This is a genomic window from Spirillospora albida (assembly GCF_000718255.1).
Lineage (GTDB): Bacteria > Actinomycetota > Actinomycetes > Streptosporangiales > Streptosporangiaceae > Spirillospora > Spirillospora albida.
Genome location: NZ_JOFJ01000002.1, coordinates 219654 through 235748, shown reverse-complemented (window position 1 = coordinate 235748; position 16095 = coordinate 219654). Strand labels below are relative to the sequence as shown.

Annotated in this window: 13 protein-coding genes; 8 read left to right on the top strand and 5 right to left on the bottom strand. The window is 71.6% G+C overall.

Translation table 11 applies throughout. From position 1 onward, the window contains the following. Positions 1-6 precede the first annotated feature (6 nt). Positions 7-1458: an MFS transporter gene (locus IE99_RS0103660; RefSeq protein ID WP_030163652.1), complete on the bottom strand. Its 1452-nt coding sequence runs from the start codon at positions 1456-1458 to the stop codon at positions 7-9. 102 nt (positions 1459-1560) lie between these two features. Between IE99_RS0103660 and IE99_RS0103655 the strand changes: the two genes are divergently transcribed. From IE99_RS0103655 to IE99_RS0103630, 6 genes are all read left to right on the top strand, one after another. Next, a complete protein-coding gene (locus IE99_RS0103655; protein ID WP_030163650.1) occupies positions 1561-1956 on the top strand; it encodes a MarR family winged helix-turn-helix transcriptional regulator in 396 nt (131 codons plus the stop codon). Between the two features lie 255 nt (positions 1957-2211). Next, positions 2212-4368 (top strand): MMPL family transporter, encoded by a 2157-nt coding sequence (locus IE99_RS0103650; protein ID WP_030163648.1) that lies wholly within the window; start codon positions 2212-2214, stop codon positions 4366-4368. A gap of 5 nt (positions 4369-4373) precedes the next feature. Beyond that, on the top strand, positions 4374-5528 hold the full coding sequence (locus tag IE99_RS0103645; protein ID WP_211258712.1) for a sensor histidine kinase: 1155 nt from the start codon (positions 4374-4376) through the stop codon (positions 5526-5528). Positions 5529-5534: 6 nt separating this feature from the next. Further along, positions 5535-6182 carry a response regulator gene (locus tag IE99_RS0103640; protein ID WP_030163644.1) on the top strand — a complete coding sequence of 216 codons (648 nt, stop codon included), beginning with the start codon at positions 5535-5537 and terminating at the stop codon, positions 6180-6182. Between the two features lie 208 nt (positions 6183-6390). Next, positions 6391-7995: a GMC family oxidoreductase gene (locus IE99_RS0103635; RefSeq protein ID WP_030163642.1), complete on the top strand. Its 1605-nt coding sequence runs from the start codon at positions 6391-6393 to the stop codon at positions 7993-7995. 85 nt (positions 7996-8080) lie between these two features. Beyond that, positions 8081-9046, top strand: coding sequence for a TIGR03557 family F420-dependent LLM class oxidoreductase (locus IE99_RS0103630; protein WP_030163640.1), 966 nt, complete (start codon positions 8081-8083; stop codon positions 9044-9046). A gap of 21 nt (positions 9047-9067) precedes the next feature. Here IE99_RS0103630 and IE99_RS0103625 read toward each other — a convergent pair whose 3' ends face one another. From IE99_RS0103625 to IE99_RS0103605, 4 genes are all read right to left on the bottom strand, one after another. Next, on the bottom strand, positions 9068-11602 hold the full coding sequence (locus tag IE99_RS0103625) for an ATP-dependent Clp protease ATP-binding subunit (protein WP_037558617.1): 2535 nt from the start codon (positions 11600-11602) through the stop codon (positions 9068-9070). A 102-nt stretch (positions 11603-11704) separates the two neighbouring features. Then, a complete protein-coding gene (locus IE99_RS0103620) occupies positions 11705-12100 on the bottom strand; it encodes an RNA-binding S4 domain-containing protein (protein WP_030163636.1) in 396 nt (131 codons plus the stop codon). A 95-nt stretch (positions 12101-12195) separates the two neighbouring features. After that, positions 12196-13152, bottom strand: coding sequence for a DUF2382 domain-containing protein (locus IE99_RS0103615; RefSeq protein WP_030163633.1), 957 nt, complete (start codon positions 13150-13152; stop codon positions 12196-12198). A 507-nt stretch (positions 13153-13659) separates the two neighbouring features. Further along, positions 13660-14445 carry a polysaccharide deacetylase family protein gene (locus tag IE99_RS0103605; RefSeq protein WP_245623043.1) on the bottom strand — a complete coding sequence of 262 codons (786 nt, stop codon included), beginning with the start codon at positions 14443-14445 and terminating at the stop codon, positions 13660-13662. A 384-nt stretch (positions 14446-14829) separates the two neighbouring features. Between IE99_RS0103605 and IE99_RS0103600 the strand changes: the two genes are divergently transcribed. Together IE99_RS0103600 and IE99_RS31675 are read left to right on the top strand one after the other, a co-directional pair. Further along, the gene (locus tag IE99_RS0103600; RefSeq protein WP_030163629.1) at positions 14830-15198 is read left to right on the top strand and encodes a hypothetical protein; all 369 of its coding nucleotides are present in this window, start codon (positions 14830-14832) and stop codon (positions 15196-15198) included. 269 nt (positions 15199-15467) lie between these two features. Continuing rightward, positions 15468-16004: a hypothetical protein gene (locus IE99_RS31675; protein WP_030163627.1), complete on the top strand. Its 537-nt coding sequence runs from the start codon at positions 15468-15470 to the stop codon at positions 16002-16004. Positions 16005-16095: the final 91 nt, after the last annotated feature.

Genomic DNA, 16095 nt, shown 5'->3' with positions numbered 1-16095 from the left:
TGTGCGTCAGGCGGGGACGCGGGCGTGCTTGGGAGTGCGGCGCGAGAAGAGGGGGATCAGGTTGAGGGCGAGGCCGACCACGGCGACGCCCGTGACGAGGTTCACGCCCGGGTGGAACTCGGTGAAGCCCCCGCCGTCGCCGGCGGTGCCGACGCCGGCGACCAGTGCGGTGACCAGCGCCAGCACGAGGGCGGCGCCGACCTGACCCGATGTCTGGACCAGGCCGGAGGCCAGGCCCTGCTCGGAGTCGTCGATGCCGTGCGTGGCCTGGGCCATGATCGAGCTGAAGCCGAACGCGAACCCGCCGCCCAGCAGGAGCATCGTCGGCAGGATCGTGAACGCGTAGTTCGGCGTGCTCCCCGCCGTGGCGATGAACCACACGTAGCCGAGGCTGAGCGAGGCCATGGAGCTGATGATCAGCCGGGGAGTCCCGTACCGGTCGATCAGGCGGCCGACGAACGGCGAGCCGAAGGCGACGAGGAGCCCGGCCGGCAGCAGCGCCATGGCCATCTTGAGCGGCGACCAGTGCAGGACGTCCTGCAGGTAGAGGGTCATCATGAACTGGAAGCTGAGGTACGAGCCGAACAGGGCGATGATGCTGAGGTTCGCGCGGACGATCGAGCCGATCCGCAGGATGCCGAGCCGGATGAGCGGGTGCCGCACCCGGTTCTCGGTGACGACGAAACCGATCAGCAGGGCCGCCGCGAGTGCGACCGAACCGAGGGTGAGCGGGTCGAGCCATCCGCGGTCCGGCGCGGACACGACGGTGTAGACGGCGAGCAGCATGCCACTGGTCAGCGTGACGGCGCCGATGATGTCGTGGCCCCCCTCAGCCGCGGACCGGTCCTTGGGGATCAGCAGCCAGCCCGCGACGAGGGCCAGCACGGCCAGCGGGACCGGGGTCAGGAACGTCCAGCGCCAGCCGAAGCCGGTGAGCAGGCCGCCCAGGATCAGCCCGGACGAGTAGCCGCTGGCACCGAAGACCGAGAAGACCGACAGCGCCCGGTTGCGGGCCGGGCCCTCGTGGAAGGTGGTGGTCAGGATCGACATCGCGGTCGGCGCGGTGAACGCGGCCGCGAGGCCCTTGATGAATCGGGTGGCGATGAGCAGCGGCCCGCTGTCGACGAGGCCGCCGACCAGGGACGCGACGGCGAACACGGCGAGCGCGACGAGGAAGACCCGCCGCCGGCCGAGGAGGTCGGCGGTGCGCCCGCCGAGCAGGAGGAGCCCGCCGTAGCCGAGCACGTAGCCGTTCACGATCCACTGCAGGGACGTGGTGGACAGGCCGAGTTCGGTGCCGATGGACGGCAGTGCCACGCCGACCATCGAGACGTCGAGGGCGTCGAGGAAGAGGACGCCGCACAGGACGGCGAGGATGCCCCACAGCCGGGGGGTCCAGGTCTGCTCGGCGGGGGCGCTGACCGTCGCTGGTGCTGGTGAGGTGTCAGTGAGAGTCACGCCCGAGGACATTACATGCACACGCATTGATTGTCTACGCATAAGATTCGAGTGAATTTAATGCGAGTGCATCTGATGCGCGCGCATGCTAGGATCCGCGGCATGGAGTCGGAGGCCGCCCTGGTGGGCCGGTGGCGCAAGCTGCTCACCTGCTACAACACCATCGCCTGCGATCTCGATCGCGCTCTGCAGGACGCCCACGGCCTGACCATGAGCGAGTTCGAAACGCTCGACCGGCTCGCCGAGGCGGCGAACTGTGACAAGCGCCGCATGCAGGACCTCGCGTCCGGCATGTACCTGAGCCAGAGCGCCCTGTCGCGCACGGTCGCCCGCCTGGAGAAGGCCGGCCTCGTCCACCGCGCCCTCTGCGAGTCCGACCGCCGCGGCGTCTTCGTGAAGATCACCGAAGCGGGCCGCCGACGCCACACCGAAGCCCGCGAGACGCACATGGCGATCCTCGCGACGCACCTCGCCGAAGCGGACGCCTCACCCGCCTGACCGGCCCAGCCGCGCATCTCGCCAAGCCGAACGCCTCACCCGCCTGAGCCGGCGCCGGCCGCATCTCCCCCTCGCGGCGGACCGTTGCGCCAAGGCACCGCCGTGAGCGCCTGCGGGACCAGGATGCTCCGGCGCCGCCTGCGGCATGACCCGCGCAGGACGGTCCGTGTTCGCTCTTGTCCATCGATCGGTGGACAAGAGGTTCAACCGGTCGAGGCTGTCCCGGGGAAGGGGGCCGCGACCAGCCTTGAGGGCATGACGAATCCTTCTGTACGCCTGGCGCGCTGGAGCGCCCACCACCCCTGGCGGGCGATCGCGGGCTGGTTCCTGTTCGTGGCGGTCTGCCTCGGCGCCGGCATCGCGATCGGCGGCAACGCCGCCACATCGGCGGACTTCCGGGTGGGTGAGGCCGGACGCGCCGAGGCGATGGCCGAGCAGGGCGGCCTTCAGCCGCGGCCGCTGGAGCGGGTGCTGATAGCGGCGAAGGGGTCCGCGCGACTGGACGCGGGCCGGGCCGACGCGGTGGCCCGGGATGTGGCGACGCGCATGAAGCGGCTGCCCGAGGTCGAGTCGGTGGGAGCGCCGGTCCGCTCGGCGGACGGGAGGGCCGTCCGGCTCGATGTGGTCCTGAAGGGGCCGGAGCTGCAGGGCAAGAAGCACGTCGGCCCGCTCCTCGCGCAGACCGCCGAGGTGCGGAAGGCGAACCCGGACCTGTGGGTGGAGGAGTCGGGCGGCCCGTCCATCAGCAAGGACGTGCAGGGGCAGCGGAGCGACGACCTGTCCAGGACCGAGATGATCGCACTGCCGATCACGCTGATGGTCCTGCTGCTGGTGTTCCGCTCCGTGGCGATGGCGGTGGTGCCGCTGCTGCTCGCGGTGTCCTCCATCGTCGCGGGCGTCGGCCTGTCGATGCTCGCCTCGCACGTGTTCCCCGACGCGGGGGTCGGCGCGAACGTGATCCTGCTGATCGGGATGGCGGTCGGCGTCGACTACACGCTCTTCTACCTCAAGCGCGAGCGGGAGGAACGGGCGCGGGCCGGCGGGCGGCTGCCCGCGGCGGCGGTGGTGGAGCTGGCGGCGGCGACCTCGGGACGCGCCGTGGTGGTGTCCGGCCTCGCGGTCGCGGCGTCGAGCGCGACGCTGTACCTCGCGGGGGACGTCATCTTCTCCTCGCTGGCGACCGGCGCGATCGTGGTCAGCATCGCGGCGGTGGTGAGCTCGCTGACCGTCCTGCCCGCGCTGCTGGTGAAGCTCGGCCGGAGGGCGGAGCGGCGCGGGACGCGCACGCACGGGGACTCGGCCGGACGGTTCACCTCGGCCGTGCTGCGGTCGGTCGCGTCGCGTCCCGCGATCACGCTGGGTGCCGCCGGACTCGCCCTGCTGGCCATGGCGGCGCCGGTGGCGGGCCTCAAGCTGACGGACGTCGGGCGCGAGACCTACTCCCGCGAGCTTCCCGCGATGCAGGCGTACGACCGGGTGAACGCGGCGTTTCCGGAGCTGAAGGCCATGAACCAGGTCGTCGTGCGGGCCGATCCGGCACGCCGGGACGAGGTGGCCAGGGCGCTGGACGGCCTGGCCGGACGCGCGAAGAGCGATCCGCTTTTCGCCGGGACGTCGCGGTACCGCCTCTCGGCTGACGGACGGACGAGCATGCTGGAGCTTCCCGTCCCGGCCCATCCGAGCGAGGAACGGGCACAAGCCTCGCTGGAGCGCCTCCGGGCGCACCACATCCCCGCGACCGTCGGACGGACGGCCGGCGCGGAGGTGGCGGTGACGGGGGACGTCGCCCGCTACGCCGACTATCCCGAGCACCAGCGGACGAGGCTGCCGCTGATCCTCGGCGCGCTGCTGCTGGTCACCTTCGCCATCACCGCGTGGGCGTTCCGTTCGGTGGTCCTCGGCCTGGTCGGCGTGGTGCTGAACCTGCTGTCGTCGGTGGCGTCGCTCGGCGTGCTGACGGCGGTGTTCCAGCACAGGTGGGCGGAGGGGCTGCTCGGCTTCACCTCGATGGGGTCGATCGGTTCGCGGGTGCCGCTCTTCCTGTTCGTGATCCTGTTCGGGCTGTCGATGGACTACCAGGTGTTCGTGCTGAGCCGGGTGAAGGAGGCGGTGGACCGGGGCGTGCCCGCCCGGGACGCCGTGCTGGAGGGCATCGGCCGGTCGGCCGGGGTCGTGACGAGCGCCGCCGTCGTGATGGTGACGGTCTTCGCGAGCTTCGTCCCGCTGCATCTGATCGAGATGAAGCAGATCGGTTTCGTCCTGGCGGTGGCCGTGCTGCTGGACGCGTTCGTCATCAGGCTGGTCGTCCTGCCGGCGCTGATGCTGCTGCTCGGCGAGGCCGCCTGGTGGCCGCGGCGGCGGCGGACGGCTCCCGGCGTCCCGGCCGGGCGTGCCGTGGAGAACGTACGCTGATCATCGTGCCGACCCCCGACGACCGGTCCCGGATCCACCGCTGGAACGCCGCCCTGTGGGTGCTGGTGGGCCTCGTGCCCATGCTCATCGCGGGACTGGGCGACCACGGCGCGATGCGGTACTGGTCGTCGGGGGTCCCGGTCGTCCTCGGCGTCGCGTACGCGATCGCGCTCAGGTTCCCCGGTGAGCGGACGCGGTTCCTCTGGCTCCTCGTCGCCGGCATGGGGGTGCTCTCCTACCTGCGCGGCGGCGCCGCGTCGCTGTTCGTCACCTCGCTTCCGCTCTTCTGGTTCTCCACGAGGACGGTCGGAGGCGCCGTCACGGTGAGCGGCGCGGCGGCGGCGGCCACCGTGGCGGGCGGGATCCTCCGGACGGGGGACCCGCTCGCCGGGAACCAGGTCATCACCGTGGCCGCCTGCGCCTCCGGAGCGGTGATCGGGGCGCTGGTGCACCGCCTGCTCCAGCGTGCGGAGGAGCGCTCCCGCCGTCTGAGCGCGGAGTTGGAGCGGGCGCGGCTGGAGCTGGCCGAGTCGCACCGCCGGCAGGGCGTGGCGGAGGAGCGCGAGCGGCTCGCCCGCGAGATCCACGACACGCTCGCCCAGGGCTTCGCCTCCATCGTCGCGCTGGCGGAGGCGGCCCGCACCGGCATGGCGGCCGATCCGGCCACGGCCGCCCGGCAACTGCTGTCCATCGAGCGCACCGCGCGGGAGAACCTCGTCGAGGCGCGGGCCCTGGTGGGCTCCGCTCCGCAGAACGGGACGGCGCCCGCCTCGATCGCCCGCACGCTGCGCCGCACCCTGGACCGCTTCGCCGAGGACACCGGCCTCGCCGTCGCCGCCGATCTGGCCGAGGTCGACTGCGACCAGGCGACCCGGATCGCGATCCTGCGCTGCGTCCAGGAGTCCCTGGCCAACGTCCGCAGGCACGCCGCCGCCTCCACCGTCGGTGTCGTCCTCACGCGGCGTCCGGACGGCGTCGAGCTGGAGGTCACCGACGACGGCCGCGGGTTCACGCCGGGGGACGCCCGGGGCTTCGGCCTCGCGGGCATGCGGCGGCGCGTCACCGAACTCGGCGGCGCGTTCACGGTCACCGCCTCTCCCGGTGACGGCACGCGCGTCTTCGCCCTCCTGCCCATCGACGCCCAGCCTCACGAGGGGTGACATGACATGCCCGAGACCGAACTGCGCGTCGTCGTGGCCGACGACCATCCGGCGATGCGGGCGGGGGTCGTCGCCCTGCTCACCGCCGACCCGGCCATCATCGTCGTCGCCGAGGCGGACGACGGCGGGGAGGCGGTCCGGCTCGTGGCCCGGCACGCTCCGGACGTGGCGCTCCTCGATCTGCGCATGCCCGTCATGGACGGGGTCGCCGCCACCGCCGAGATCGTCTCCGGCGGCACGGGGACGAAGGTCTTGATCCTCACCACCTACGACACCGACGCCGACATCGAGCGGGCGGTCGAGGCGGGAGCCGTCGGCTACCTCCTGAAGGACGCGACGCGCGCTCGGCTCATCGACGCCGTCCGGTCCGCGGCCCGGGGCGAGACGGTCCTGGCGCCGCGGATCGCTGAGCGGCTCGTGGTGCGGATGCGGCGGCCCGCCCCGGTGACGCTGACCGCCCGCGAGGCGGAGGTGCTGAACGCGGTGGCCGACGGCCTCTCCAACGCCGAGATCGGCAGGCGGCTGGTCATCGCGGAGGCGACGGTGAAGACGCACCTGCTGCGGATCTTCGCCAAGCTCGACGTCGCGGACCGGACCCGCGCGGTGGTCCTCGCCCTCGAGCGGGGCCTGCTGGACCGCCCCCGCGACGAATGAGACTGCCGTCTCGACTGGACTTTAGACAAGGGTCTCGACTGGCGGGTGAACCGTCTTCTACTATCTGATCACCCATTGGCCGCCGGGCGATCGTCCTCCGGAACCGGAGGACGGCGAATCCCGCGCGGCGTCGATCGGGCCAGGCGCGGGCCCCTCGTGAGTGGTCGTCCGGCCTTGGCGCGGCCGGGGGGACGCTGAGAGGAACCACATGGACCAGACCGCTGATTACGTCGTCGTGGGAGCGGGGAGCGCGGGGTGCGTGCTCGCCAGGCGGCTGGCCGATTCGGGGGCGAGCGTCATCCTGGTCGAGGCCGGCGGCTCGGACCGGACGCGGCTCGTCCGGAAGCCGGGGCTGATCGCGGTCTTCCACAACATCCCGCAGCTGAAGAAGAAGCTGGACTGGGGCTTCTACACCACCGAGCAGGAGAACGCGCTCGGCCGGAGGATCCCGCAGACGCGCGGCAAGGTGCTCGGCGGGTCGGGCTCGATCAACGGGATGCTGTTCGTCCGGGGCAACCGGAAGAACTTCGACGACTGGGCGGCGGACGGCTGCACCGGCTGGGGCTACGAGGACGTCCTGCGCGGCTACAAGCGGATGGAGAACTGGGAGGACGGCGCCAGCGACCTGCGCGGCGCGGGCGGCCCGATCCAGGTGACGCGGCAGCGCGACCTCACGCCCGCGTCGGAGGCGTTCATCGAGGCGCTCGCCGCGACGGCGGGCGTCAAGAGGATCGACGACTACAACGGGGAGTCGCAGGAGGGCGCGGCGATCTTCCAGCAGAGCGTGGCGGACGGGCTGCGGTACAGCTCGTCGGTCGGCTACCTGGACGACCACGGCCTCGCGAACCTCACGATCCTGACCGGGGCGACGGTCACGCGGGTCGTGGTCGAGGGCAAGCGCGCCACCGGCATCGAGGTCGTCACGCAGGAGGGCCGCCGGACGATCGGGGCTTCCAGCGAGGTGATCCTGTCGGCGGGGGCGTACCAGTCGCCGCAGCTGCTGATGCTGTCGGGCATCGGCCCGGCGGCGCACCTGCGCGACGTCGGCATCGACGTCCACGCCGACCTGCCCGTCGGCGACAACCTGCACGACCACATGTTCGTGCCGATGACGTACCTGATGAAGACGGCCGTGCACCGCGGCACCGCGCCGTACTTCGCGTCCGGGGTGGCGCGGGAGACGCTGCGCGGCGGGACCTGGGTCGGACGCAGCGTGTTCGAGGCGGTCGGGTTCGTCCGCAGCCCGCAGGCGAGCGACATCCCGGACCTGCAGATCCACGCGCTGCCGTGGTCGTACCCGTTCCCGAACCAGGACGCGCCGGTGCGCCACAAGGTCGACAAGCGGCCCGCCCTGACGATCATGCCGACGCTGATCTACCCGAAGAGCCGCGGCACGGTCCGGCTGGCGTCCGCGGACCCGCTGGCCCCGCCGCTGCTCGACCCGGGCTACCTGGCGGACCCCGACGACGCGCGGCTGCTGCTGGACGGCATCGAACTCGTCCGCGACATCATGGCGAACCCCGCCATCGCCGGCGACGTCACCGGCGAGCTCAACCCCGGCCCCGGCTTCCCGGACCGCGCCGCGCTCGCCAAGGAGCTGCCGAACCGGGCGACGACCGTCTACCACCCGGTGGGGTCCTGCCGGATGGGCTCCGACGAGCGGGCCGTGGTGGACCCGGAGCTGCGGGTCCGCGGCATCGAGGGCCTCCGCGTCGCGGACGCCTCGATCATGCCGACCATCATCGGCGGCAACACGAACGCGCCCGCCATGATGATCGGTGAGCGCTGCGCCGAACTCGTCCTCGGCAACTGAGGACGGCACGGCCCCGGCGCGCCTCCCGCCGGGGCCGTGACCGTTCCCGGCCTTGCAACGCCTCCTCCTGGGTATCCGTGCCGACATGAAGTTCGGATACACGCTGCTCAGTGAGCAGACACCGGCCAGGCAGCTCGTCACCGACCTCGTCGCGGCGGAGGAGGCGGGCTTCGACTACTCGGTCATCTCCGACCACTACTTCCCGTGGCTGGAGGAGCAGGGCCACTCGGCGTACGCCTGGTCCGTGCTCGGCGCGCTCGCCCAGGCCACCGACCGGATCCCGCTGATGACGTTCGTGACGTGCCCCATCATGCGGTACCACCCGGCCGTGGTGGCGCAGAAGGCCGCGACGATGGGGGTGCTGTCGGACGGCCGGTTCACGCTCGGCCTCGGCGCCGGCGAGAACCTGAACGAGCACGTCGTGGGACGCGGCTGGCCGTCGGTGGACGTCCGGCACGCCATGTTCGCCGAGGCCGTCGAGATCATCAAGGAGCTGCTGGCGGGCGGCTACGTCACCTACCAGGGCGAGCACTTCCGTGTCGATTCGGCGAAGCTGTACGACCTGCCCGACGAGCCGGTCCCGGTCGGGATCGCGGCGTCCGGGGGCAGGAGCGGCCGCATCGCCGCGCGGTACGCCGACGCGCTGATCTCCGATCAGCCGGTGGCGGAGGTCGTCCAGCGGTTCCGCGCCGAGGCCGGGGGCAAGCCCGCCTACGGGCAGATCCCCGTCGCCTACGGACGCGACCCGGACGAGGCGAAAAAGCGCGCCCACGCGACCTGGAAGTTCTCGGCGCCCGGCTGGAAGGTGATGGCGGAACTGCCGGGCCCCGTCAACTTCGAGGCCGCGACGGGAACCGTCCGTCCGGAGGACGTGGTGGAGAACGTCCCGTACGGCGCCGACATCGACGACTACCTCGAGGCCGTCGGGAAGTGGGCGGACGCGGGCTTCACCCACATCTCCTTCTGCCAGAGCGGAGCCGGCCACCAGGAGGAGTTCCGAACATGGGCGCGGGCGGAGCTCCTGCCCGCCCTCCGTGAACGCTTCGGCTGACCTCGCGCGGACCCGCCGCCGTCAGCCGGACCGGCCCGCGGGCTCGGCGGCGGGCTCCACCTGGAAGTCCAGGCCGCCGTCCCCGGCGGTCACCGTGACGTGCCCCCCGTCCGCCAGCCGCCCCGACAGCAGCAGGTCCGAGAGGCGGTCGTCCACCTCGCGCTGGATGGTGCGGCGCAGCGGCCGGGCGCCGAACTCCGGCTGGTAGCCCCGGTGGGCGAGCCAGTCGACGGCCTCGGCGGTGAAGTCGACCGTGACGCCCTTGGCGCCGAGGCGGCGGCGCGTCTCGTCCAGCAGCAGGTCGGTGATCCGGTTGATCTGCTGCTCCTCCAGCCGGCGGAACACGATGATCTCGTCGATCCGGTTGAGGAACTCGGGCCGGAACGAGTCGCGCAGCCGCCGCATGATGCGGTCGCGCAGGCCCGCGCCCTCGCCGCCCGCGGAGCCGAAGCCCATCTCCGTCTGGCCGGTGATCAGCTCGGACCCGAGGTTGCTCGTCATGATGACGACGGTGTTGCGGAAGTCGACGGTGCGGCCCTGCGCGTCGGTGAGCCGTCCGTCGTCGAGGAGCTGCAGCAGGACGTTGAAGACGTCCTGGTGCGCCTTCTCGATCTCGTCCAGCAGGACGACCGAATACGGCTGGCGCCGCACCGTCTCGGTGAGCTGCCCCGCCTCCTCGTAGCCGACGTATCCGGGCGGCGCGCCCATGAGGCGGCTGACGGTGTGGCGCTCCTGGAACTCGCTCATGTCGAACCGGATCATCCGGTCGCGGCTGCCGAACAGCGCCTCCGCGAGGGCCTTCGCCAGCTCGGTCTTCCCCACGCCGGTCGGGCCGAGGAACAGGAACCCGCCGATCGGGCGGTCCGGGTCGCCCATGCCCGCGCGCGACCGCCGGACCGCCCGCGCGACCGCCGCCACCGCGTCCTCCTGCCCGACGATCTGCTGGTGCAGATGCTCTTCGAGACGGGTGAGGCGCTCCCGCTCGGCCTCGGTGAGCTGGGTGACGGGAACGCCGGAGAGGCGGGAGACGACCTCGGCGATGTCCTCGGTGGTGACCTCCGGAACGCGGTGGATGCCGCCGTCGCCGCGGAGCGCGGACAGGTCCTTCTCCAGCCGGGCGATCTCGTCGCGCAGCTCGGACGCCTTCTCGTAGTCCTCGTCCGCGACGGCCTGGTCCTTCTCGCGGCGCCGCCGGTCGAGCCGGTCCTGGAGCTCGCGGCGGCCGCCGTCGCGGGTGCCGATGCGCAGCCGGACGCGGGCGCCGGCCTGGTCGATGAGGTCGATCGCCTTGTCCGGCAGGAACCGGTCGGTGATGTAGCGGCCGGCGAGGTCGACGGCCGCGACGAGCGCCTCGTCGGTGAACCGGACCTTGTGGTGCGCCTCGTAGCGGTCGCGGAGGCCCCGCAGGATGTCGACGCTGTCCTCGATGCCCGGTTCCGGGACGAGGATCGGCTGGAACCGGCGCTCCAGCGCGGCGTCCTTCTCGATGTCGCGGTACTCGTCGATGGTGGTGGCGCCGACGACGTGGAGCTCACCGCGCGACAGCGCGGGCTTCAGCAGGTTCCCGGCGGTCATCGCGCCCTCGGCGCCGCCCGCCCCGACCAGCATGTGGATCTCGTCGATGAAGATGATGAGCTCATCGGCGTGCGAGCGGACCTCCTCCATCAGCTTCTTCAGCCGCTCCTCGAAGTCGCCGCGGTAGCGGGTGCCCGCGACGAGACCGCCGAGGTCGAGCTGGACGATCCGCTTGCCGCGCAGCGTGTCCGGGATCTCGTCGGCGACGATCCGCTGGGCGAGGCCCTCGGCGATCGCGGTCTTGCCGACGCCGGGGTCGCCGATCAGCACGGGGTTGTTCTTGGTGCGCCGGGACAGGATCTCGACGGTCTGCTCGATCTCCTCATCGCGGCCGATCACGGGGTCGACGCGTCCCTCGCGGGCCAGCTCGGTGAGGTCGCGGCCGAACTCGTCCAGGGTCGGGGTCGCGGACTGCTGCCCTGCCGGGTGGTGGTGCCCCTGCGCGGCGTTCGCGGGCTGCTGCGCGCCGCTGGACGCGGCGGACTGGAGCGTGTCGGGGGTGACGTGCGCCTCGTCCAGGATGCGTCCCGCGCTGGAGCCCCGGTCGAGCGCGAGCGCGAACAGGACGTGTTCGGGGCCGATGTAGGACGAGCCGAGCGCGCCGGACACCTGGTGCGAGTCGAGCAGGGCGCGTTTCGCCGCGGGGGTCAGCTCGGGCGGCGCGTCGCGGGGCTCGCCGCGCCGGGCGTCGGCCTCGATCTCGCCGCGGATGCCGTCGGGATCGGCGCCCGCGCGCACCAGCCACTGCCGGGTGCCGGGCTGGCGGGTCGCGGCCCACAGCAGATGGTCGGTGTCGAGGTCGGTGCTGCCCCACTGCGCGGCCTGCGCCGCGGCGTCCCGGACGAGGGCGCGCGCGGGCTCGCTCATCAGACGTGCGATGCTGACCCGCTCCGGCGGCCGGCGGCGCGCCCGGCCCCCGAAGAACCGGGCGAGCATCTCCTCGAACGGATCCATCCCCCCGGCCCCGTGTCCCGCGTTCATCTCACCACCCCGTTCGCAGACCGTCTCGCAACGGTCAGTGACGTGCCCATCCGATCGAACCGGAAACCCAGGTCAAAGGCGGGAGGACGCGCCGCGCGGGGCTCAGTCGGGGCGGTCTCCGGGGCCCTTCGGATGCAGGCGGAGGCGGTCCAGTTCGCGGCGGTCGCGCTTGGTGGGACGGCCGGCGCCGCGGTCGCGCCGGCCGACGGGGATCAGCATCTCGCGGGGCGGCGGGGGCGGGCTCTTGTCGATCAGGCACTCCGCGGCGGCGGGGGCGCCGACCCGCTTGCGGACGATCCTCTGGACGACCACGATCCGCTCGCGGCCCTCGTGCCGGAGCCGGACCTCGTCCCCGATCCTCACGGCGGCGGACGGCTTGGCCCGCTCGTCGTTCAACCGGACGTGCCCGGCCTTGCAGGCGGCCGTCGCCGCCGAGCGGGTCTTCAGCAACCGGACGGACCAGATCCACAGATCGATCCGCACCGTCCCCTCGTCCATTCCACGACTCTACTCATCGCGGCACTCGAGGCGGGAGGATCAGGGCGGGCAGGGGAACGCCCGGCGGCGACGCCGCCGGGCGCCCAGGCGGGCGATCACCGTCTCGGCCCCCGGGAGCCGTCGTCGCGGGTCACCTCGACGCGCTCCTTTCGGAGCTGGTCGCGGACGGTCTGCTCGTCCCGGATCTCCTCGGTGTGCAGCCGGATCCGCTCGACGGGGACGGTCTCCTTGGCCACGATCGGCCGCTCCTCGTAGAGGATGATCTCGAGGTCGTCCTCGGCCACGGTGACGCCGGACGCCGGCCTGCCGCCGACGATCGGCTCGCGGTCGATGCGCAGCTCCTCGTGCGAGACCGGGATCGTCTGCTCGACGGTCTCGGTCTCGATCCACTTGTGGACGTGGACCCGTCCGGCCTCGTGCCGCTCGGTGCCGATGCGGAGCCGCTCCTCCGAACGGGTGACCTCGGTGTCCTCGTGCCCCTCCCGGTCGGCGCGCGGCGGGAGGCCGGTGGCGGCGTGCTTGCCGGGCCGGCTCTGCGGCTGCGCCTGCCGCGCGGACGGGTCGCCGCCCTCAAGGACGCCCTTGCCGCCGGACCGCCCGGCCAGACCCGGGGTCCCGGCCATGCCCGCGGCGCCCCCCGTGCCCGTCGCCGTGCCGCTCCTGCTCCTGGTGTCCGCGTCGCGCCGCGCGCTGTCGGACGGCCGCCCGCTGTCGGACGGTCCACGCCCGCTCGGGGCCGGGGGCCGGACGCCGTAATGGCGGTAGAGGTCGACGATCTGCGCGTGGGACAGGTGCTCGTCCGCGTCGACGTTCGGGGCACCCTTGATGGTGTCCTTGTCATACGGCACCTGGAGCGTCTCCCCGCTCTTGCGGGCACCTGAGAGCGGGACGAAACTCTCTCTCATCCCGAACCACCCCGTGTGGACGGTCACCCACTCCGGAGCGCCGGAGTCGTCGTTGAGGTAGACCTGTTTGACCGTGCCGACCTTGCTGCCGTGGGTGTCGGTGACGCTCATGTCCATGAGTTCGCGCACCTGTGTCTGCGTCTTCACCTTGAACACCTCTGCTCTCGGACGGGCTGCCGGTCCGGAGGCGTGGTCCGGCTCACGGCCCCCCTTGGTGTGTTGATCCCGAGTTGCCTGTTTTTCAAGGCTTCTCCGGATGTGCCGCTGGTAAACCGATTTATCTAACAGAGAGTGACGATCTACCCAACAATGACGGTCGTCCGGTTCGCATACAACCGCAGCTCATTGGCCAATTTCGTGAGACCGAAGCAGGATATTGATTACTGTTAGTGATGAGTGACGGCCACACTCATAGGACGAACATTGCGGTAGGTATCCGTTACACTACGGATGGCAATCATCCTCCGCATTTCCCTCGGCCCTCCGATGGCCGCCCACCCCGGGAGTCCGCCGATGCCCTCCCCCCGCCCGTCCCTGATGTGGGCCTGGACGGCCTATTTCCGCTGGGAGTGGCACCTCGCCAACCAGCGTGTCGCCCGCTACCGCCGGCGCCCCGGGATGTTCTGACCCGGTCGCGACGACCTCGCCGGCGGTTCACACCCGGCTGCGGGTGCGCCACTCGTGGTGCAGCAGCTTGGCTCCGAGCAGCAGCCGCCCCTCCCGCTCCCCGACGCGCGCGCGGGGCAGAGCGAACCGGCCTCCCGGCACGATCGGCCCGCCCGGCGCGCAGGTGCCGCCGGCGCAGGCATAGCCGTACCCCGCAGCCCTGGCCGCCGCGATCTCCCGCGACGTGACGCGCCCGTACGGGTAGGCGAAACCGACGACCTCGCCGCCGATGACGTCCTCCAGGGTGAGGCGGCTGACCTCCAGCTCGGTCGCGAGCTCGGCGTCGGCCACGCCGGGCAGCGCCGCGTGCGACCGGCCGTGCGAACCGACCTCCATGCCCGCCCGGGTGACCGTGCGCAGCTGGTCGGGGGTCATGAGGGACTTGCCCGGCCCGCCCTCCCAGGCGCTGCCCCGGCCCATCCGCCCGGACACCATGAACACCGTCGCCGTGAACCCGTACCGCAGGAGCACCGGGACGGCGCGGGTCGCGAAGTCCGCGTAGCCGTCGTCGAACGTGAGGCCGACGAGGCCGCGCGCCGCGTCGGGGGCGCCGGCGTCCCTGGCGTCCAGCAGCTCCCGGACGCTCACGCCGCGCAGGCCGCGCGCGCGCAGCCAGCCCATCTGGCGTTCGAAGGCGCCCGGCGACACCGTGCGGGGATGCGGGTCGGCGCGCACGCGGTCCACCGACTGGTACCGCAGCAGCCACGGCGCGCCCGCCGCGCCGATCCGCGTCGGGCCGGACCGGCGCGCCGGGTCCTCGGTCGGCTGGGGCACTGCTCTCCTCCGGATCGGTGACGGCCGCGCCGTCCGGTGCCGGGTGCACATATCCCCGCGAAATACCGGACGTTTCGGATTGGCGGCACCGTGCAGCCTGGCAGCGTTCCCCGTTACCTCTCATGGCTTTAACCAACACCGGCCCGCACCTTGAGGAGAAGTTCGCCGTGCGGCGTCCGGACCGACCCGGGAAAATGGCTTTGCCCACGTCCGCCAGACTTTTCCGGCCCGAAAATTAATCGGCAGACCAAACTCAGGCCAAGATCAAAGCCCATAACGGACACGGAGGGTACGAGCTCGATCACAGCGTGATACTCCTAGGTTGCTCGCGACCACCTCAGTCGCGGGAGCACCACGAAGAAACCCGAGTTCTCAGGAGAAAAAATGATCAAGCGACTGGCAGCGGTCGGGGCTGCGAGCCTCGCCGCCGGCACCGTCCTCTTCGCCGCCACGCCCGCCATGGCGGACCCGGAGCTCAACGCCTACCAGAACTGCTCGAACGACGGTGAAGGGCTGCTGCTGGGCCTCAGCCTGCTCAACAACAACAACTGCAGCCAGGAAGTCAACCAGTTCGCCCTGGAGAGCAACAACTTCGGCGGCTTCGGCCAGGGCCACCACGGCCACGGCCACGGCCACCACCACGGCTGGCACCCGGGCTGGCACCGCGGGCACACGCACGGCCACTGGTACAAGCAGGGCCAGCAGAGCGAGCAGAGCGGCTACGCCGTCCACGGCTCCTTCCGCGCTCGCTAGACCCTGAAGCACGGGCGTTCCGGCGCCCGGTCAGAGTCGGGGGGAGGGCCGTCCAGCCCTCCCCCCTCCCTGCTTCCGGAGATGGACCGTTCCTCCCGACGCCACCGGTTAACCACCGGACGATCTCCCAGTAAAATGCCGTTGATACGTCGCATCAAAGCGTTTTCGGCGCTTCCTTTCGTGTTATCAGTTGAGTCGTTCCGCAGCAGTCCACAGGGCAGCGGAACAGGTGAAAGGGAAATTCCCGAAAAACCTCAGGAGGGCACACCATGAAGAAGCGACTGACGACCGCCGGCGTCCTGTCCCTGGCCGTCGGGGGGGTGCTGTTCGGCGCCTCGGCCGCGATGGCCGATCCGAACCCGAACATGATCGCCGTCCAGCACTGCTCCGCCGGTGGACCCGCCGTGACCGTGTCGACTTCCGGCGCCTTCGGCATCGTGAGCAACTCGAACAACTGCGGCCACAACACGCACATGAACGTCCAGCAGTGCTCGTCCGGTGGACCCGCCGTGCTCGTGGCGGGCTCCGGTGCAGCAGGCATCACGGGCCACTCGAACGGCTGCGGCAACAACCCGCACGTGAACGTGCAACAGCACCACAGCAGCCACAGCCACAGCCACAGCAGCCACAGCAGCTACAGCAGCTACAGCAGCCACAGCGGCCATGGCCACGAGCACACCGTCGTCTACGGCGGGGACGGCTTCGACGACGAGGACTGCCCGTTCCTCGACGACGAGGACACCGGCAACGACTGCCCCGACGACAACGGGAACGGCGGGACCCCGGGCAAGCGGTCCGGAGGCTGATTGGAACGATCCCCACGCGGGGAGGAGCCGCTGCGCGGCTCCTCCCCGCGTGCTCTCCCAGACGATCGACCTTCTTCGCAGATCATCGGCT